This window comes from Serratia sp. ME47 (assembly GCF_903970925.1).
GTDB classification, from domain to species: domain Bacteria; phylum Pseudomonadota; class Gammaproteobacteria; order Enterobacterales; family Enterobacteriaceae; genus Serratia; species Serratia ureilytica.
Genome location: NZ_CAJCKE010000003.1, coordinates 212680 through 229569 on the forward strand (window position 1 = coordinate 212680; position 16890 = coordinate 229569).

Genomic DNA, 16890 nt, shown 5'->3' on the forward strand with positions numbered 1-16890 from the left:
AGGCGCAAGCATAACCAAAGGGAGTGGCGTCATGCGCGCGACAGAGACGAACCGGCGCCGAAGCGCGCTGCTGGGAGCCGGCATGGTGATGCTGGCCGGCATGATGGCGCAGCCGGCGGCTGCGGCGGAAAACATGCGCTTTCACGGTACGCTGGTGGCCGAGCCGTGTGTCATACAACCGGGGGATGAGGACATCCAACTGGATTTCGGCACCATCGTCGACAAATACCTGTACCTGAACACCCGCACCCACAGCCAAACCTTCGCGTTGCACCTGACCGAGTGCGATCTCAGCCTGGGTAATACGGTGGCCATTACGTTTACCGGTACTGAGAACGCCAAACTGCCCGGCCTGTTGGCGTTGGATGGCGGCAGCCTGGCGTCGGGGATCGGCATCGGGCTGGAGGACAGCAGCGGCAAGGCGCTGCCGATCAATCGCGCCAGCGATAAATTCCGTCTGAACGCCGGCAACACCACACTCACGCTGCAAGCCTATGTGCAGGGAGAACCGGAAGCCATCCAGACGAAGTCCATCGGCCGCGGCACCTTCAGCGCGGTGGCCACCTTTACGTTGGAATACGAGTAAGCGTCTACAAGGACAAGAAACGCAATGATGAGAAAGCACGTCAATCACGCCCTGCGCATGGGGATGCTGTGCCTGTTGGCGTTGAGCGCCGCCGCTTGCCAAAGCCAAAAGCCGGGCAAGCCTGCCGTGAACACCCAAAATCAGGCTGTGCAACCTCCGTCAGAAGAGGTGTTGCGCAAGCAGCGTGAGGCCGAGCAACTGAGGCAGTGTCAGGAGCAACTGGGCGCATTGCGCACGATCAACGAGAAACAGTATCAGCGCTACAAACAGGCGTTCGACAGCCTGATGAGCGGCGCTTCCCAGTACGCCAACCTGCGCGCCCGGGTAAACGGTGACACGCAGGAGACGGTGGATGCGCTGTATCGCTACAAGGTCAACTATCTGTGCGCCGGGGTGAATCAGGCGGTGTTGACCGGGCTGGCGGATCGCGGGGAGCAGGTTAAATGAGGCTGCGTCTGCTGGGCTGTGTCGCTTTGCTGTTCACCGGCGTCGCGCAAGCGGACGACGGCGTGCCGGCGCTGCTGCAGTTTGCCGAGCAGTATCAACGGCAGAATATCGGTCCGGCGACCGAAAAAACGGCGCCGGACGACCGTGAGTCAGGGAAAAAAAAGCGTGAGCCGGCGAAGCGCCTGTCGGACAGCAGTCAATCCGCCTCACCGGCCAAAACGTTTACGCTGAGCCAGGAATTATTGGCGCGCGATCAACAGCTGGCGCGCCAGCGAATGGCGCTGACGGCGCTGCGCCAGGAGCTCGCCGCGCTGCGGGCGGAGAAAGCGGTCCCCCCCGTCGCGGCGTTGCCGGACTCGTCAACGCTTCAACAGTGGATCGCCGGGCTGGGCGCCGCCTGGCGTGGTTCGCCCGACGCGCAGCGCGCCGAGGCGCTGTTGCGTCAGGCGACGCAGGAAACCGCCAAAAGCAGAGCGACGGCGGCGCAGGCCGAACGGCGCGTCACCGAACTTGAGTCTGCCGCGCAGGCATCGGCACAAACGCTTGCACAACGCCAACGTGAGCACCAGGAGGCGTTGCACGCTCTGCGCGCCGCGTTGGAAGAAAGCGAGCAGAAGCGGGCCGGTGAGCAGAAGGCGACTCAGCAGGCGCGCGAAGACCTGCTGGCGTTGCGTAAGCGGCTGCAATGGGAGATGACGCCGGAGCAGTTGAAGGATGAACGCAAGCGGTTGTCCTATGCGGCGGGCAGTGCGCTGGGGCGGGATATTCAGGGGTTGATGACGGAGCGTCAAAGCTGGGGCGTGTCGGTGGATCGCGACAGCCTGTTGGCGGGCGTTATCGACAGCGTGTCGGGACGTTTGCAGCTGTCGCCGCAGGAACTGAATACGTTGACGGCGCAGGCGGATGCCGCCGCCGTGGCCGCGCGTGAGAAACGCGTTAACCAGCAGCGGCGGCGCGATGACGATTACCTGACGCAGTTCAGTCAACAAAAGGGCGTAAAGCAGTCGGCGATGGGCTTCTGGTATCGGGTGGATTATGCCGGGGAGGGGGCGCTGGCGCCAACGGCGGTGGTCGATGTTGTGGTGAAAGAGAAGCTGACCGACGGCACGGTGATCCAGGATATGGATCTGAGCGGCAAGGTGCTGTCGCAACCGCTGTCCGAATACCCGCCGCTGTTCCGGGAGGCGATAAGTCATCTGCACAACCACGGCTCGTTGACGATGGTCGTGCCGCCGGCGCTGGCCTACGGTGAAACCGGCTACCCGCCGAAGGTGCCGCCCAACGCCACCATGGTTTATGAATTGCGCATCGACAACAGCCAGGCGCCGGCAAAGGGCGTCCAGGCGGTTAAACGGGAAGCCGACACGGCGGGAGAGCAGGGATGAACACGATGATAAAAATCGCGCTATTTGATGAGAATCGATACTTCAGCGCAGGTTGGCAAGAGGCTCTGGCGCTGCACTTCAGCACTTACGGCAAGCGCACGCTGTTAGTGGATGCGCGGCAGGCTCATGAAGCCGATCTGGTGTTCTGCTATTTTCCTCCCGGCGTGCAAAGCTGTTTTTGTCACCTCTCTGAGGCGCAGCCCGTGGGGCGTAAAACGCTGTATTTCTCGTTGCGAACGCCGGAGGGACGGCATAAACGCACCGTCGGTAACCGCTGCTCGCTGGAGGCCGGCGTCATCTACCACGATATGCCGTTGGTTTCGGCGTTGTATCAGGTGAGCGCCGAGCTGGAGCGGCGCAGCAAATGGCCGGGCCGACTGAGCTGTGGCAGGAACTGCGCATGCCAACACCGGGGCTTGACGTTGCGCGAACAAGAGATCATGCGCTGCATGACGCGGGAGATGGGAGTCACGCAAATCGCCCGGATGCTGGATATTAGCGTGAAGACGGTCAGCAATCACAAGATGAGCGTCATGCGCAAAATGGGATTCCGGCGTAATGCCGAACTTTACGGCTGGCTGCGGCACAGCGCTCGTCCCGGGGCTGTGGGGCTTCGCGCGGGCATTCAGCCCGGAATTGCGGCAGGAAAGGATCGCTATTGAAACGGCGCCGGCCAAGTCACACCGGCCGGCGCCTTAAGTGCCTCGCCGTGGCGATCAGTTGCAGGCCACGACCTTGATCGCCAGCCCGCCCTGTGAGGTTTCGCGGTATTTGGCGTTCATGTCTTTGCCGGTCTCGTACATGGTTTCGATCACCTTATCCAGACAAACCCGCGGTTCGCTGGTCCGGCGCATTGCCATGCGTGCGGCGTTGACCGCCTTAACAGCGGAAATGGCGTTGCGTTCGATGCAGGGCACCTGAACCTGGCCGGCGAGCGGATCGCAGGTCAGCCCCAAATGGTGCTCCATGGCGATCTCCGCCGCGATGCACACCTGCGCCGGGCTGCCGCCGAGCAGCTCGGTCAACCCGGCCGCCGCCATTGAACAGGCCACGCCCACTTCCCCCTGGCAACCCACTTCGGCACCGGAGATCGAGGCGTTCATCTTGTACAGCGCGCCAATCACGCCGGACGCCAGGAAATAGCGGGTGTAGGAGTTGGCGTTCACCGGGCGGATGAACTTGTCGTAGTAGGCCAGCACCGCAGGGATGATGCCACACGCGCCGTTGGTCGGCGCGGTGACCACGCGGCCGCCGGCCGCGTTCTCTTCGTTGACCGCCAACGCGAACATGTTGATCCAATCGACCACGTTCATCGGATCGATATTGTTCTTGTCTCCGGTCACCAGAATGCGGCGCAGCGCGGCGGCGCGGCGCGGCACTTTCATCGGGCCGGGCAGCAGCCCTTCGGTGTTGATGCCGCGCTCGATACCGGCGCTCATCACCTGCCAGACATCGGCGAAATGCGCGTCGATATCCGCCTTGCTGCGCAGCGCCAGCTCGTTTTGCATCACCAGGCCGGACAAGGACAGCCCGGTCTCCTTGCAATGCTGCTGCAGATCGTGCGCTGATTTGAACGGATAGGGCACCGGCGTGGCGCCCTCGGCGGACTGGCCGAAGTGCTCTTCGTCGACGATAAAACCGCCGCCGATCGAGTAATAGGTTTTGCTGTGCAGCAGGCGTTCACCGGCGAAGGCGCGGATGCGCATGCCGTTTTCATGCAGCGGCAGGTTGTCGCTGTGGAAGTTCATGCCGCCGTGCAGCGGGAAATCCACCTCGTGGTGGCCGTTGGCCAGCGGCAGGCGGCCGCGTTGCTCAACGTCGCGAATAAAGCCCGGAATGCTGTCGATGTCCACATCGTGCGGCAGGTTGCCGGCCAGGCCCATGATGATGGCGATGTCGGTGTGGTGACCTTTACCGGTCAATGACAGCGAACCGTAGACGTCGACCACCACGCGGGTGGTGTCCTGCAACTGTTGGTGCGCGATCAGATCGTCGACGAACTGTTTGCCGGCCTTCATCGGGCCAACGGTGTGGGAGCTGGATGGGCCGATGCCGATTTTGAAAATATCGAAAACGCTGACCATGGTCTCGCCTCCTTCTTCAGGTTTCAGGCGGTGAATACGGGAAATGGGGGAGTGCGGGAGGGCCGGCGCGCAAGCGGCGCCGGCCGGGCGTGATTAGCCGAGCAGGCTGAACACGATGGCAGAGATGGCGATCAGACCCATCACAACCACGAACACGTTGCTGATGTGGCCGCTGTACTTGCGCATGGCAGGCACTTTACGGATGGCGTACATCGGCATCAGGAACAGCAGCATGGCGATGATTGGGCCACCCAGGGTTTCGATCATGCCCAGGATGCTTGGGTTCAGGGTGGCGACGATCCAGGTGGTCACCAGCATGAAGATAGCGGTCATGCGGTTCAACTTGGCGGTGCTGATGGTTTTGCCGCGGCTCTTCATCGACTTGGCGACCAGACCGTTGAAGCCTTCACGGGCACCCAGGTAGTGGCCCAGGAACGATTTGGTGATGGCGACGAAGGCGATAACCGGCGCGATGTACTCGATCATCGGGTTGTTAAAGTGGTTGGCCAGGTAAGACAGAATCGAGATGTTCTGCGCCTTGGCTTCCGCCAGGTTTTCCGGCGTCAGGCTCAGCACGCAGCTGAACACGAAGAACATCACGGTCAGCACCATCATGATGTGTGCATAAGCCAGAATGCGGGAGCATTTCTTCTCGGCGTCTGCGCCGTACTCTTCGCGTTTGGCGACGGCGAAGGCGGAGATGATCGGCGAGTGGTTGAAGGAGAACACCATCACCGGGATTGCCAGCCACAGGGTCATGATCAGGCCGTGACCCATGCCGGTACCGCTGCCGGACAGCGACACGTTTTCGAAGATGGCGCCGGTCCAGTTAGGGATCAGGTATACCGCCAGCAGCATCAGCACCGCCACGAACGGGAAGACCAGGATGCTCATGGTTTTCACGATGGCCTGCTCACCGAAGCGCACGATGGTCATCAGGCCGACGATCAGGATCAGCGACAGGATGGCGCGCGGCGGCGACGTCATGCCCAACTGGTGGGTAATGAAGCTGTCGACGGTGTTGGTGATCGCCACGCTGTAAACCAACAGAATCGGGTAGATGGCGAAGAAGTACAGCAGAGTAATCAGTTTACCGGCGGTGATGCCGAAGTGCTCTTCTACCACGGCGGTGATGTCTTCACCGGGATTTTTACCGGACAGAACGAAACGGCACAGGCCGCGGTGGGCAAAGAAGGTCATCGGGAAAGCGATGATGGCCATGATGATCAAAGGAATCAAACCGCCGATGCCGGCGTTGATTGGCAAGAACAGGACGCCTGCGCCGATGGCGGTGCCGTACAGGCCCAACATCCACATGGTATCCGTTTTACGCCAGGTAGTGCTGGAACCCGAAGCCGCAGAGGCAATTGTGCCGGTCTGTGTAGTGTCCATAAATATCTCCGAAGTGAACACGAATTTAAAATTAAAAGGCAAAACTTAAGGTTAAACCGTCAAACGTCCTATTCAGGCAACGCTTGCGGTAAGAATCAGGTGTTGCTTGCGGGGATGTTTTGGCGTCCCCCTGGTTGTTTATTGTGTTCATTACCACAGGCACAGCGCCGGGTAATTCACCAAAGACTTTTCACCGCCACGGGGTGATAAAAGTCGTTACCGCTGCCGACAGGTCTTTGCCTGTCGATTTTTGTTGGCGGCAAGATAACGATTTACAGTAGAAACAACCGTGATCCTGCTCTCAAATGCGTAATATGTGCAGTTATCTGCTTTTTTATCGATTTTTCGCGCATTTGTTGCACATTTGTGTAAGATTTTGTGCTGAGAACGCTCTCATAAAAATTTCTGCGATTATGCGGCTTGTACAATAATTAGCCGGATAAAGCGCTGTGCTCAGCAGCAAGCCGAGCAATATATTTTATGCGTGGTTTTGGATCTAGCTAAAAACCCGGATTAAGCAGTTTTAGTGACGTAGATCACATTGTATTTTTAAGTCAAATGGGAAGTATTGATTTGTTTTTAAAGGATTTTAATTGAAAAACACCGCTAGTAACGAAGGGAAATTACTTACGTGGTTAGCGGATAAAAATGCGTAACCATTCATCATATAAATAACAGATAGCTAACAGGTATTGGCGAGATTTGCTGCAATAGCCTAACCGGCCGTTTATTTAAACATCCCGGTCTTTGGCGCGATTTATCATATAAAAGCCATAAATAGTCGTTAATTCATCCAGCCGAAGGCGGGTTTGACCAGAGAGAAAATAATCACTCGGGTGACCTGTTGCATTTTATTAACCTGATGTTGCGTGAGGATAAGCGAAAAATGCGTATCGATTGCGCATTATTTGTTCATCTCGGGCTGTGGGAAAAGAGAGATTTCAGCGGCGCGCCGTCGTTTCCGACGGCGCTGAAGGGGGATCAATAGCGGGTAGCGATGGCGTTATCGTTGAAGAACGCCATGAAGTCGGCGTCCGGCTGGCGATCGGTGATCACCCGATCGAACTGCGTCAGCGGGCCGATACAGGCCGGCTTGATTTTGCCGAACTTGCTGTGATCCGCCACCAGGATCTTTTGCTGCGCCATCGCCATCGCGCGATGCTTCATCTCCAGCTCGTCGAAGTTGAAGCAGGTGGCGCCGTGCCTCAGGCTGAGGCCGGCGGCGGAGATAAAGGCGATGTTCGGGCAGATGTGATCGAGCTCATTACGGCCGCCGACGCTGGAAAAGATGTAGTTGTTCGGTTTGAACTCGCCGCCGCACAGGATCACCTTGCAATTCGGTTTGTCTTGCAGCGCCAGGAAGGTGTTCAGCGAATGGCACACGGCGGTGAAGGTCAGTTCGTCGGCAATGGCGTCGATGATCGTCGGGGTAGTGGTCCCGCAGTCGAAAAACACCGTGTCGTTTTCATTGATCAACGGCGCCGCCAGCAGGCCGATGCGCCGTTTCTCCGTGACCTGTTTGGCTTTTTGATCGGAAACGAAGTAGTTGGTCACGCCGTTGCTGCGCGGATCGGTCACCACATAGCCGCCGAGCAGCACCACCGCCGCCGGCTCGGCGCTCAGATCGCGGCGAATGGTCATCTCCGAGACCCCCAGCAGCGCGGCGGCTTCTTTCAGGTGGATCTTGTCAGCGCGTTTTAACGCCTGAACTAACCGGTTGATACGTTCTTCGCGCCGCGTTTCCATAGATCCGTCTTCCCACAGGTAGTAGAGGTAAAAAAGCGTGCCGCCGTTTCCGGCGCTAAACACAACGATGCGGGGCAATATCGGGCCGCATCGGCCGCCCGTATTGTCCCGCATCGGAGTGTATTGGCTGCGCCCGTCAAGGCGCGCCGACGATCAGTAGCTGCCAGCCGCCGCCTGCGCGCCGGATACGATGGCAACGCCGGAGCTGGTGCCGATACGCGTGGCGCCGGCTTTGATCATCTTCTCGGCGGTGGCGCGATCGCGCACGGCGCCGGAAGCTTTCACGCCCATTTCGCTGCCCACCGTCTCGCGCATCAGTTTGACGTGCTCTTCCCGAGCGCCGCCGGTGCTGAAGCCGGTGGAGGTTTTAACGAAGGCGACATCGAGTTCGCGACACATTTCACAAACCTGGACGATCTGCGCATCGCTGAGCAGGCAGGTTTCCAATATTACCTTCAACGGGATCGCCGCGCAAACCTCGCGCACGGCGGCGATGTCGGCTTTCACTTCGTCCAGCAGGCCGCTTTTCAGCCAGCCGACGTTGATCACCATATCGATCTCTTGCGCGCCGGCGGCGATCGCCGCTTTGGCTTCAAAGGCTTTGGCGACGGTCAGGCCGGCGCCCAGCGGGAAACCGATCACCGAGCAGACTTTCACGGTGCTTTCCTGCAGCAGCTGGGCTGCCAACGGCACGTAGCCGGAGTTGACGCACACCGCATAGAAGTTGTGCTGCTGGGCTTCTTCGCACAGTTTGGCGATCTGCATTTCGGTGGCGTCCATGGCCAGCAGGGTGTGGTCGACATAGCGGGCGTAATCGATGTTTTCGGAGGTCATCGCGGTTCCTTAATGAAGTTGAGAAAAGAGCGTTGATAGAGGATGTGAAAATAATAACATTGCAATGCGGGTAAACCTAGCGGGATTTGAAAAATGTCGACGAGATCATAGTTATCTCACTGTTATATGTATAACTTAGGGGAGGTGTATTTGTTATTTAAATAACATTTTCAGCGGCCGCTCGCGGCCTGCGCGGGCGAAATGTCGAGGGAAAACGATGAAAATCAACATTGATCTGGTTCCTGCCGCGTTCGGGGCGCATCGGCAGGCGCTGTTCCGCAATGCGGATTTCGCGGTGAGCGCCCATCGCTGCGCAGAGCGCGGGCCAATGCTGACGCTGGCGAATCGGCGCGGGGCACTGACGGTCTTGCCGTATCAGGGCCTGGCGATTTGGGATGCTGAATTTGACGGTTACTCATTGAAATCGGGCCGCCGCAGCGGGCGGGGCGCCGGAAGAAAGCGCGATGATGTCGCCGCGTTCTGCCCCGCCTGGCCGAGTCACGACGGCGCATCGCTCCAGATGCAACGCGTGTGGCTGCAGCTGGCGGGCGACGAGCTGACGTTGCAGGGCGAAGGCGAGCGGTTGGGCGAGGGATGGCGCATCGGCCCGGCGCTGCGTTTGGCGGCGCAGAGCGCGCAGTTCGCCATTGAGATGAAAGTCACCAATCTGGCCGATCGGCCGCAGCCGCTGCGCTATGTGTGCCGCCTCAACTACGATTGCATTCCCGACGCGGTATTCCGCCAAAACTTGCCGACGCCGGCGCTGTTGGGGGAGGCGCTCGGGCAGGAACTGCTGTGTTCCGAGGATCTGTCTCGCTACGTGGACCGAGCCGAATTCTTTATGCTGGCGCCGCAAGGCCGGCGCTATGTAACGCGTTTCGCCACCGGGCAATTCAACTATGGTCTCCGGCGCATCGCCGTTCAGGGCAACCGGCAGTTGCTTTCCTTTATCCAGCCGGCAAACTGCCGCCCGAATGCGCCAGAGGGTGAGGGAGTGATGCTGGGAGCGGGAAAAACGCGGGCGTTCTGCGTGACCACCGGCGTGGTGTGAAATAAGCAGGGGCGGTAACGCCCCTGTCATGTTGTGCGGTTACTCTTTCACCCAACCGCGGCGAATGGCGAAGGCGAACAGGAAACGATACAGGCGCGACAGCCTGTCGGCGATGACATCGCCGAACAGATTCCACACCAGTTGGGCGAACAGGCAGCCCACCAGGCCGAGCAGGAAACCGCCGACCATATCCAGCGGCCAGTGCACGCCGAGGTAAACGCGTGACCAGGCGATGCCGACGGCGACGATCATCAGCAGCACGCCGGACCAAACGCGGTGCCAGAACAGGAACGCCAGCGCGAAGGTAAAGATGGCGGTGCCGTGATCGCTCGGGAACGAGCTGTCCGGCGCGTGTGGCAGGAAGGTATAACCGACGCCGGCGACGAACGGGCGCTCATGCGGCAGCAGCGCGCCGATAGCGGAAGCGGCAAGCATGGCGAACAGCAGCGCGATAGTGGTTTTCGCTACCACCTGGCGTTGCGAAACCAGCTGGCTTTGCGGCCCCCACAGCCAAAGACCGACGATCAGCAGCGGCACGATGATGATCAGATCGCGCGCCAAAAAGGTGGCGAAATCGATCATCCATTCGGGAGACGCCGGAGTCGCATTGATCCAGGCGAAAAGAAAATGGTTCAACTGTTCCATAACCGTTACCTCGTCTTGCGGCGCCAATAGCCGCTAACCGTCCAATAAATAGCCAACTGGCTTAACCAAACCCACCAACCCGCCCACAGGTTATGGGTAAGAAAATGTGCGCCGCGCATGATCTGACCAAAGCCCATCACCATGCCAAGCGCGATGCCGCCGCACCAACACCACCAGGCGAGGCGCGGACGCTGCGGATAAAACAGGAAAAACAACGCCATCACCGCGAAACCGCTCGAGGCGTGCCCGCCGGGGAAACAGCGGCCGGGGCCCGGCAGTGCCGGTACCGCGCCGAATAGCGGGAAAGACATCGCTTTGCCGCCGTACTCAATCAGATCCCACGGGCAGGAGTGCGCGCTGGTGGCTTTGAGAATGCCCACCACCAGCGGGCCGATGCCAATCAGCAGCATGGTCACGATCAGGCGCGCGCTGCGGCGATAGATGCCCCAAAACAGCGTCAGCACCGCCCCTACGATCACTATCTGCTTCAACAGGCGGTGATTGATCAGATCCAGCCAATAATTGTTTTGCCACGGGAAATGCCCGCTGGCGGCATCGTACCAATAGTTGCTGATCGCCCAATCCAGCTGTTCGTTGCGGGAGAGCCACAGAAACGCCAGACCGCTGATCAGCAGGCCAAAAACCTGCCAACGGTAAAAGGATGTCGACAGGGAGTAAAGGGCGGTTGTCTTAATTTGCGGTGTCGTTGAGGATTGATTTAATGACGATTCTGGATTCACGCGCAGGCTCGGTGACAGGATTGAATGACGTCACTGTAATAATTCTGTCTTAAGAAAACCTTAGTCCGCCGGCAAGAAAACCCTATCTGATACACCCGCTTGTGCGAAGGTAATCGCTTGTTTTTCTCGTCTTAACCCGAGGGGGTGCTGGCTAATTGCTCCGCTTAACGGTTTATATAAGGCGATTGTCACTATTGATCACATATTGTAAAGAAGATTAAACCTGTGGCGGGCTTGGCGGTAGTGTATTAGTTTATAGTCGGATTATTTGACAAAGTGTAGGGATAAAACATGAACAAGGCATCCGTTGTATTTTCCGGCCTGCTGATGGCCGTTTCCGCTGGCGCTATGGCGGCGACCTCTGGCGATGACGCAGACATGAGCAAACAGCCGCTGGAAAAAGTCGCGCCTTACCCGAAAGCCGAGAAGGGCATGAATCGCCAGGTGATCTACCTGCCGAAGCAAGAGCACGAAGAGAACTACAAGGTAGAACTGCTGATCGGCAAGACGCTGGAAGTGGACTGCAACCGCCATATGATTGGCGGCACGCTGGAGACCAAAACCCTGTCCGGCTGGGGTTACGACTACCTGGTGCTGGAGAAGCTGTCTGAACCGGCCTCGACCATGATGGCCTGCCCGGACAATACCAAGACCAAGAAATTCATCGCCGCTAACCTGGGCGACGCCGCGATGCAGCGCTACAACAGCCGCCTGCCGATCGTGGTGTATGCGCCGAAAGACGCGGAAGTGAAATACCGCATCTGGAAAGCCGAAGACACCGTAAGCCAGGCTGAGCAGAAATAACCGCCGCCTGATGCCGCTCCGCTGGCCATTCCCGGTTGGCGGAGCCTTTCTCCTTCCTGTCTCCTGATCATTCCCGCATCTTTGACACTCGACTGATTGCTTTCGGACGTGGCTTTTAGGCGCGACATGGCAACGAAATACGCAAGCCAATACCTCTTCACAAGTGCACAGGAAGCACGCAGCTGCATGGATGGAAGAGGATGCGCGCGTATAGAAATAGAGCAAAGAAATCTTTACTGAAGTGTGATAATTTTGCGCATGCCCTATTAATGGAATGACACAGAAGATAAGGATATCCAATGCGTTATCGTTCGCTAACGCTCGACGAGCCCCGTAACAGCCGCACACCTGGCGAGTTGCTTGATGATGGTGCGCCTGTGCCGACCACGGAACCCTGCGAGTGGGCAGGCACCGTATGAAACTGATTCATTTCTCCTCTGAACACACGGTGCCGGAAAGCTTTTCCAGGATACTTAACCCGACAGCAGCGCGGCATGAGCTGGAACGGCATTATTTGTTCGGCGGCGCGGCCGGCATATCGATAAGCAGCCGGTATCCGATCACCCGCAATACTCAATCCGGGATTGGCGTCACCGGTTATCGTGAGGACGTGGCTATGAAGCGCAGCGTACTCGATGAGATCAACCGGGGCGGCTTGCTGGCGATTGATCAGGGAATGGGCACCTGGACGCCGACGAAATATGCCTTTTACGTCGACGCGGAAGGCCGATTACAGCGCTACCCAGGCAGCTCTCTTCCCGCCTTTTATCCTACCGGGCGCGTGATCGCCCGCTATGAAGAAATGGTCAGCCGCTATGGCCACCGGGCAAAACCGACGGTGCTGCCGGCGAGGCAGAGTACGACCCGGAATCCCCCTCTGCAACAAGCCATCGCGACCGCAGTGGCAACCGTTGCCGCCACGGTGCAGGCCATCCGTCCACTGACCAAGGCAGAACGCTGGCAAGAACGCCAGTACCTGATAGGGCGAGGCAACCGCAGCATTTACCCGGATGCGCGCCTGGCGGCACAGCGCCTGGCGGAGAACAACATCGCGGTCGAAAAGGCGAAGTTGGCTGAGAATGTCTATAAGACCACTAACCCGCTCAAGGACACGATAGACATCCCTGAAGGCTGGAAGGATATCAGTAACAATGATGGGGCGCTGGGTCGGCTAGGTTTGAGCAGTAACATGCTTTATGACAAACCAATGAATCCCGATTTTTTAGCCCGAGTTTATCAGCCAGACGAGAGTGTCTTTGGTAAGGCGATGAACCCGACGGTGGTGTTCCGCGGATCGCGCGCACCAGAATTCCCGGAGGGGATAAGCCACGCAGCCCAAAAAGCCTTATTAAGGGGGGACTTGTCAGGCGTTAAAAATCTCAGTGACTGGAAAAACAACGGTGCTCAAGGAATAGGACTTAATTCTGAATACTACAAAAAAGCGGTTGGTATTGGCGATAAAATTTCAAAAGTATCCAATATCGACGTTGCAGGTCATTCATTAGGAGGAGGTATGGCGTCCGCGGCCTCTATGGCCAGCGGCAAACCGGCTTGGACGTTTAATGCAGCAGGCCTGAATGCGGGAACCGTCGAAAAATACGGCGGCTCTATAATAGGCAGCGCCGATAATATTCAGGCGTATCGCGTAAAAGGAGAGCTGTTGACCAAGCTGCAGGAGGTTGATTTGTGGGAGGATGCCAAAGACCTCAAATTTTATCCGCCTGCGGTGATGGCGAAAGAACGGTTGTCCATGTTGGCGCCTGACGCCGTGGGAGTAAAGCATACGCTTCCCGGTGGAACAGGTTCACTGCTGGATAAGCACGGTATAGACCAGGCGATACAATGCATTGAAAATGAGAAAGACGATGACATTGCCACAATCAAGGGACGAATATGAAAAAAATCATACTCATTATCACGATGCTAGTGTCTACGCTCATCATGCAGGGGTGCAAACAAGGTATGGATTTACAACCACAGGATTATTTTGACGGTCAGCAATTGGACATTGCCAAAGCCATTTATGATGGTGACAGGCCGCAGTTGGATAACTTATTGTCATCAGTAAACAAAGAGATCTTAAATCGTCCAGCTAAGGAAGAAATGACCTTATTGTTTTGGGCAATAAACAATGCCATCTATGACAAAACCACACCTGAAAGGCTGAAAATTATCACTGACTTGGTAAAAGCCGGAGCAGACCCTTTACAGCCTCAATCTAACACGCCGGGTAGTCCCGCTGAATTTGTTATGAAAGCGGATAAAGGCATCTGGATACAGGCTATGTTAGAGGGCGGACTCTCTCCAAATGCTAAGGATAAGGTTCATAATCAACCCATTATATTCAATAGCATCTTTGCAAAAAACACAGAGACATTAGAGGTCATGTTGGATTATGGCGCTGATATAAATATAAGAAATTCACTGGGTGATACGCTGCTCATCGATGCTTTAGATTATCACTCCTATGACCACGTCATTTTTCTATTAGAAAAAGGCGCCAATAGCGATATAAGAGGCAACTCAGGTTGGACGATGGGCAATCAACTGCAACGGCTGATTAATAGAAGTCAGGATGGCAGCGAGGCGAAAGCGTCTCTTGAGCGCATCAAAGACGAGCTAATTAAGCGTGGTGGGAAATGGCCACCTCTCCCTGTCAGTCAATAAGCCGTTCTCAGTATCCAAGGGCATAGAGGGATGCTGATACGGTGAAAAAGCAAAGTTGAACCGTGGTTACGCTTAAAATGGAGATGGCATGAGGCACAGCGCTCTTATCATTATCATGTTGCTGTCGATGCTCATGATGCAGGGATGCGAACAAGGTAGGGATCTACAGCCACAAGATTATTTTGAAGGGACGCAGCTGGACATCGCCAATATCATCTACGAGGGTGACAGACAAAAGCTGGATAAGGTTTTATCGACGGTGAGCAAAGAAACGTTAAATCGACCGGCCAAGGCGGAGATGACGTTGTTATTCTGGGCGATAAATAACGCTATCTTTGACAAGAACACGCCAGAGCGGCTCAAGATCATTACGGATTTGGTCAAGGCGGGAGCAGACCCATTGCAGCCAAGGCCGGAAGGGAGAAGTAGCCCGGCTGAGTATGTCATGAAAGCGGATAAAGGCGTCTGGATACAGGCTATGCTTGAAGGCGGACTATCGCCTAATGCAAGGGATGAAATAAACAATCAGCCAATAATTTTCAAAAGTTTTCAAGCGGTTAATACAGAGACATTGAGTACTCTAATAGCCTACAAAGCTGATGTTAATATCAAAGGGGCTATGAACAGAACGCCATTAATTAATGCGCTGTATAACAGTTGCCCAGAACACATTGAGGTTCTTTTGGCTCATGGAGCTAATCCATTAGCCAAAGATGATTTTAATGACAGCTTCCTCTCGCTGATTTCTGCGGAAATAGCTAAAGGGGATAAGAGCAATGCGTATATAAAGAAACTAATTAAAATTAAAGAAAAAATAAAACAGGTGAATTAGATAGTCTCGACTATCATGGGGGACAATGCTGGTCTTCTTTCAGTGCGGTAACATGACGTTATGATATACAGGAAGATGATGGAATGAGCCACCAAAGAGCACCCAGCCGACGGCGACGAGAGTGCTGTTGTTAAGTCCCGTTTGTGACGCCATCTCTTGAACAGTGGAGGACCCACAAGCAGCGTTTCTATGTTGAAACCTGCACATTGATAGGGAGGCTGGCGTAAGCGACGCTCAGAGATAGGATGCTTTATGCCTGATGGTGAGGTAAGTAACGGCGGCCATCGGAGTCTGTTCCAGGCAACAAAAAACCGATTTCCTCGCTAATGACGATGATCGCCGATTTTGAGCAGGCCGCTGCTATCCGTGGCGATAAAGGGATGTTTATCACCCTCACCACCCCATCCAAATATCACCCGACGCGCGCCGTCGGCAAGAACAGCCCAAAGGTGCATTTTAACCACAAGTGGGACGATGAAGCCTACACGCCAAAAGACGGCCAGCGCTATCCTGTGAAGCTGTTTAGCAAGATCCGCACGGCGTTTAAAGATGCGGGCCTGCAGGCCTACGGCGTGCGCGTTGTCGAACCGCACCATGATGCGACGCCGCACTGGCATATGATGCTGTTTACCTCCAAAAAAACAGCGCCAGCAGGTGATCGACATCATGCGCCGTTATGCCACGGCTGAAGATGGCGACGCCGCCAAAAATCGTTTTGACTGCAAGCACCTGAACAAAGGCGGCGCGGCGGGCTATATCGCCAAATACATTGCAAAAAACATCGACGGCTACGCGCTGGACGGCGAGCGCGATTATGTGACTGATACGGCGGCCGCCGTCACCGCGTGGGTGTCAACATGGCGTATCCCTCAATTCCACTTTATCGGCCTGCCGTCGCGCGGCGCATGGCGTGAGTGCCGCAAGATCCGCTCTGTCAGTCTGGCCGATGAGTTTGACGAAACCGTTGAGCGGTGCGCGCTGCTGCCGATGCAGGTGATTTTGCCGCTTATATTCTGGCGCAGGGTGGCCCTAACGTTGCCCGCGACGATCAGACCGTGCGTGTAGCTCGCCGGGTTGCCGACGAACGCAACGCCTATGACGAAGAAGTGTAGAAAATCGCGGGGATTTTTGCCCCGCATATCGGCGCCGATCGCGTTTATTAAACCCGCACCACGCAATGGCGCATCGTCGCTAAAGCCGTTGCCGTTGAGCCTTTGACTTTGAAAAGCGCCTCCGGCGCGCCTCGGAGTCCTGTCAATAACTGTGGGTTGGTCGGCAGCGGTGGCACCGAAAATACGCAGGATGGGGAGCCTGTAGAGGCTGTGGCGGTGATGGAACGTGCACCGGAAACCCAGATGACTGGGATGACATGACCGTTGCACTGTCTGTTATGACGCGTTTACGGGCAAATGCTCCGCAGATAAACAGGCAGCAAAGAGGAATTGACCCACATAAGCGCATAGAGCCTGCTGCCTCGGCCAGATTGACTACCAACGAGCACGATCGTGTAACCAGAATTTACTCAGAGCTGGCACTACATGGCGTCGAGCCGACGCGCTGGGAACTTGAGGCAGTGGTGCGCGGCGCTAAAGTCAAATTTGGTGATATTTCAATGCACTATCCAGCGGTTAGCGATTCGGCGGGCTTCCAATAATTTCTTGCGCAATTAAATCTGAT

15 protein-coding genes and 1 pseudogene are annotated in these 16890 nt (G+C 56.4%); 10 read left to right on the forward strand and 6 right to left on the reverse strand.

Going from position 1 to position 16890, the window contains the following annotated elements:
* The first annotated feature begins 31 nt into the window (after nt 1-31).
* Genes H7A77_RS04955 through H7A77_RS04970 form a run of 4 tightly spaced genes read left to right on the forward strand, consistent with a single transcriptional unit; the run spans nt 32 to nt 3080 of the window.
* Nucleotides 32-586 (forward strand): fimbrial protein, encoded by a 555-nt coding sequence (locus H7A77_RS04955; protein ID WP_149543025.1) that lies wholly within the window; start codon nt 32-34, stop codon nt 584-586.
* Between the two features lie 24 nt (nt 587-610).
* Nucleotides 611-1033 (forward strand): hypothetical protein, encoded by a 423-nt coding sequence (locus tag H7A77_RS04960; RefSeq protein ID WP_182073886.1) that lies wholly within the window; start codon nt 611-613, stop codon nt 1031-1033.
* Entirely contained in the window at nt 1030-2418 is a 1389-nt protein-coding gene (locus H7A77_RS04965) for an FKBP-type peptidyl-prolyl cis-trans isomerase N-terminal domain-containing protein (RefSeq protein ID WP_182073887.1), read from the forward strand. The genes H7A77_RS04960 and H7A77_RS04965 overlap by 4 nt, the downstream gene beginning before the upstream one ends.
* The gene (locus H7A77_RS04970) at nt 2415-3080 is read left to right on the forward strand and encodes a helix-turn-helix transcriptional regulator (protein ID WP_069100894.1); all 666 of its coding nucleotides are present in this window, start codon (nt 2415-2417) and stop codon (nt 3078-3080) included. Before H7A77_RS04965 ends, H7A77_RS04970 begins: the two co-directional genes overlap by 4 nt.
* A gap of 54 nt (nt 3081-3134) precedes the next feature.
* Here H7A77_RS04970 and H7A77_RS04975 read toward each other — a convergent pair whose 3' ends face one another.
* The 4 genes from H7A77_RS04975 to deoC all read right to left on the reverse strand — a co-directional run bounded on the left by H7A77_RS04975 (nt 3135) and on the right by deoC (nt 8474).
* A complete protein-coding gene (locus tag H7A77_RS04975) occupies nt 3135-4502 on the reverse strand; it encodes an L-serine ammonia-lyase (RefSeq protein WP_004938700.1) in 1368 nt (455 codons plus the stop codon).
* A gap of 93 nt (nt 4503-4595) precedes the next feature.
* The gene (locus H7A77_RS04980) at nt 4596-5894 is read right to left on the reverse strand and encodes an HAAAP family serine/threonine permease (RefSeq protein WP_182073888.1); all 1299 of its coding nucleotides are present in this window, start codon (nt 5892-5894) and stop codon (nt 4596-4598) included.
* Between the two features lie 981 nt (nt 5895-6875).
* Nucleotides 6876-7640 carry a DNA-binding transcriptional repressor DeoR gene (gene deoR, locus H7A77_RS04985; RefSeq protein ID WP_042784074.1) on the reverse strand — a complete coding sequence of 255 codons (765 nt, stop codon included), beginning with the start codon at nt 7638-7640 and terminating at the stop codon, nt 6876-6878.
* A 153-nt stretch (nt 7641-7793) separates the two neighbouring features.
* Nucleotides 7794-8474 carry a deoxyribose-phosphate aldolase gene (gene deoC / locus H7A77_RS04990; protein ID WP_033642510.1) on the reverse strand — a complete coding sequence of 227 codons (681 nt, stop codon included), beginning with the start codon at nt 8472-8474 and terminating at the stop codon, nt 7794-7796.
* 217 nt (nt 8475-8691) lie between these two features.
* On the opposite strand from deoC, the gene H7A77_RS04995 reads away from it, so the two are divergent.
* Nucleotides 8692-9525, forward strand: a complete 834-nt coding sequence (locus H7A77_RS04995) for a hypothetical protein (protein ID WP_033642511.1) — start codon at nt 8692-8694, stop codon at nt 9523-9525.
* 39 nt (nt 9526-9564) lie between these two features.
* Here the strand turns inward: H7A77_RS04995 and ybjG are convergent, their stop codons facing one another.
* Nucleotides 9565-10170, reverse strand: a complete 606-nt coding sequence (gene ybjG / locus H7A77_RS05000; protein WP_033642512.1) for an undecaprenyl-diphosphate phosphatase — start codon at nt 10168-10170, stop codon at nt 9565-9567.
* A 5-nt stretch (nt 10171-10175) separates the two neighbouring features.
* A complete protein-coding gene (locus tag H7A77_RS05005) occupies nt 10176-10910 on the reverse strand; it encodes a phosphatase PAP2 family protein (protein WP_033642513.1) in 735 nt (244 codons plus the stop codon).
* Between the two features lie 291 nt (nt 10911-11201).
* Here H7A77_RS05005 and eco point away from each other — a divergent pair, with 291 nt between their 5' ends.
* The 5 genes and pseudogenes from eco to H7A77_RS05030 all read left to right on the forward strand — a co-directional run.
* Complete coding sequence (gene eco, locus H7A77_RS05010) at nt 11202-11714, forward strand: serine protease inhibitor ecotin (protein WP_033642514.1); 513 nt, start codon at nt 11202-11204, stop codon at nt 11712-11714.
* Nucleotides 11715-12129: 415 nt separating this feature from the next.
* Entirely contained in the window at nt 12130-13611 is a 1482-nt protein-coding gene (locus H7A77_RS05015) for a phospholipase (protein WP_182073889.1), read from the forward strand.
* Nucleotides 13608-14381 carry an ankyrin repeat domain-containing protein gene (locus H7A77_RS05020; protein ID WP_182073890.1) on the forward strand — a complete coding sequence of 258 codons (774 nt, stop codon included), beginning with the start codon at nt 13608-13610 and terminating at the stop codon, nt 14379-14381. The genes H7A77_RS05015 and H7A77_RS05020 overlap by 4 nt, the downstream gene beginning before the upstream one ends.
* Nucleotides 14382-14469: 88 nt before the next feature.
* Entirely contained in the window at nt 14470-15213 is a 744-nt protein-coding gene (locus tag H7A77_RS05025) for an ankyrin repeat domain-containing protein (protein ID WP_182073891.1), read from the forward strand.
* A gap of 323 nt (nt 15214-15536) precedes the next feature.
* Nucleotides 15537-16867, forward strand: a pseudogene (locus H7A77_RS05030) (replication endonuclease); the annotation flags it as partial.
* Nucleotides 16868-16890: the final 23 nt, after the last annotated feature.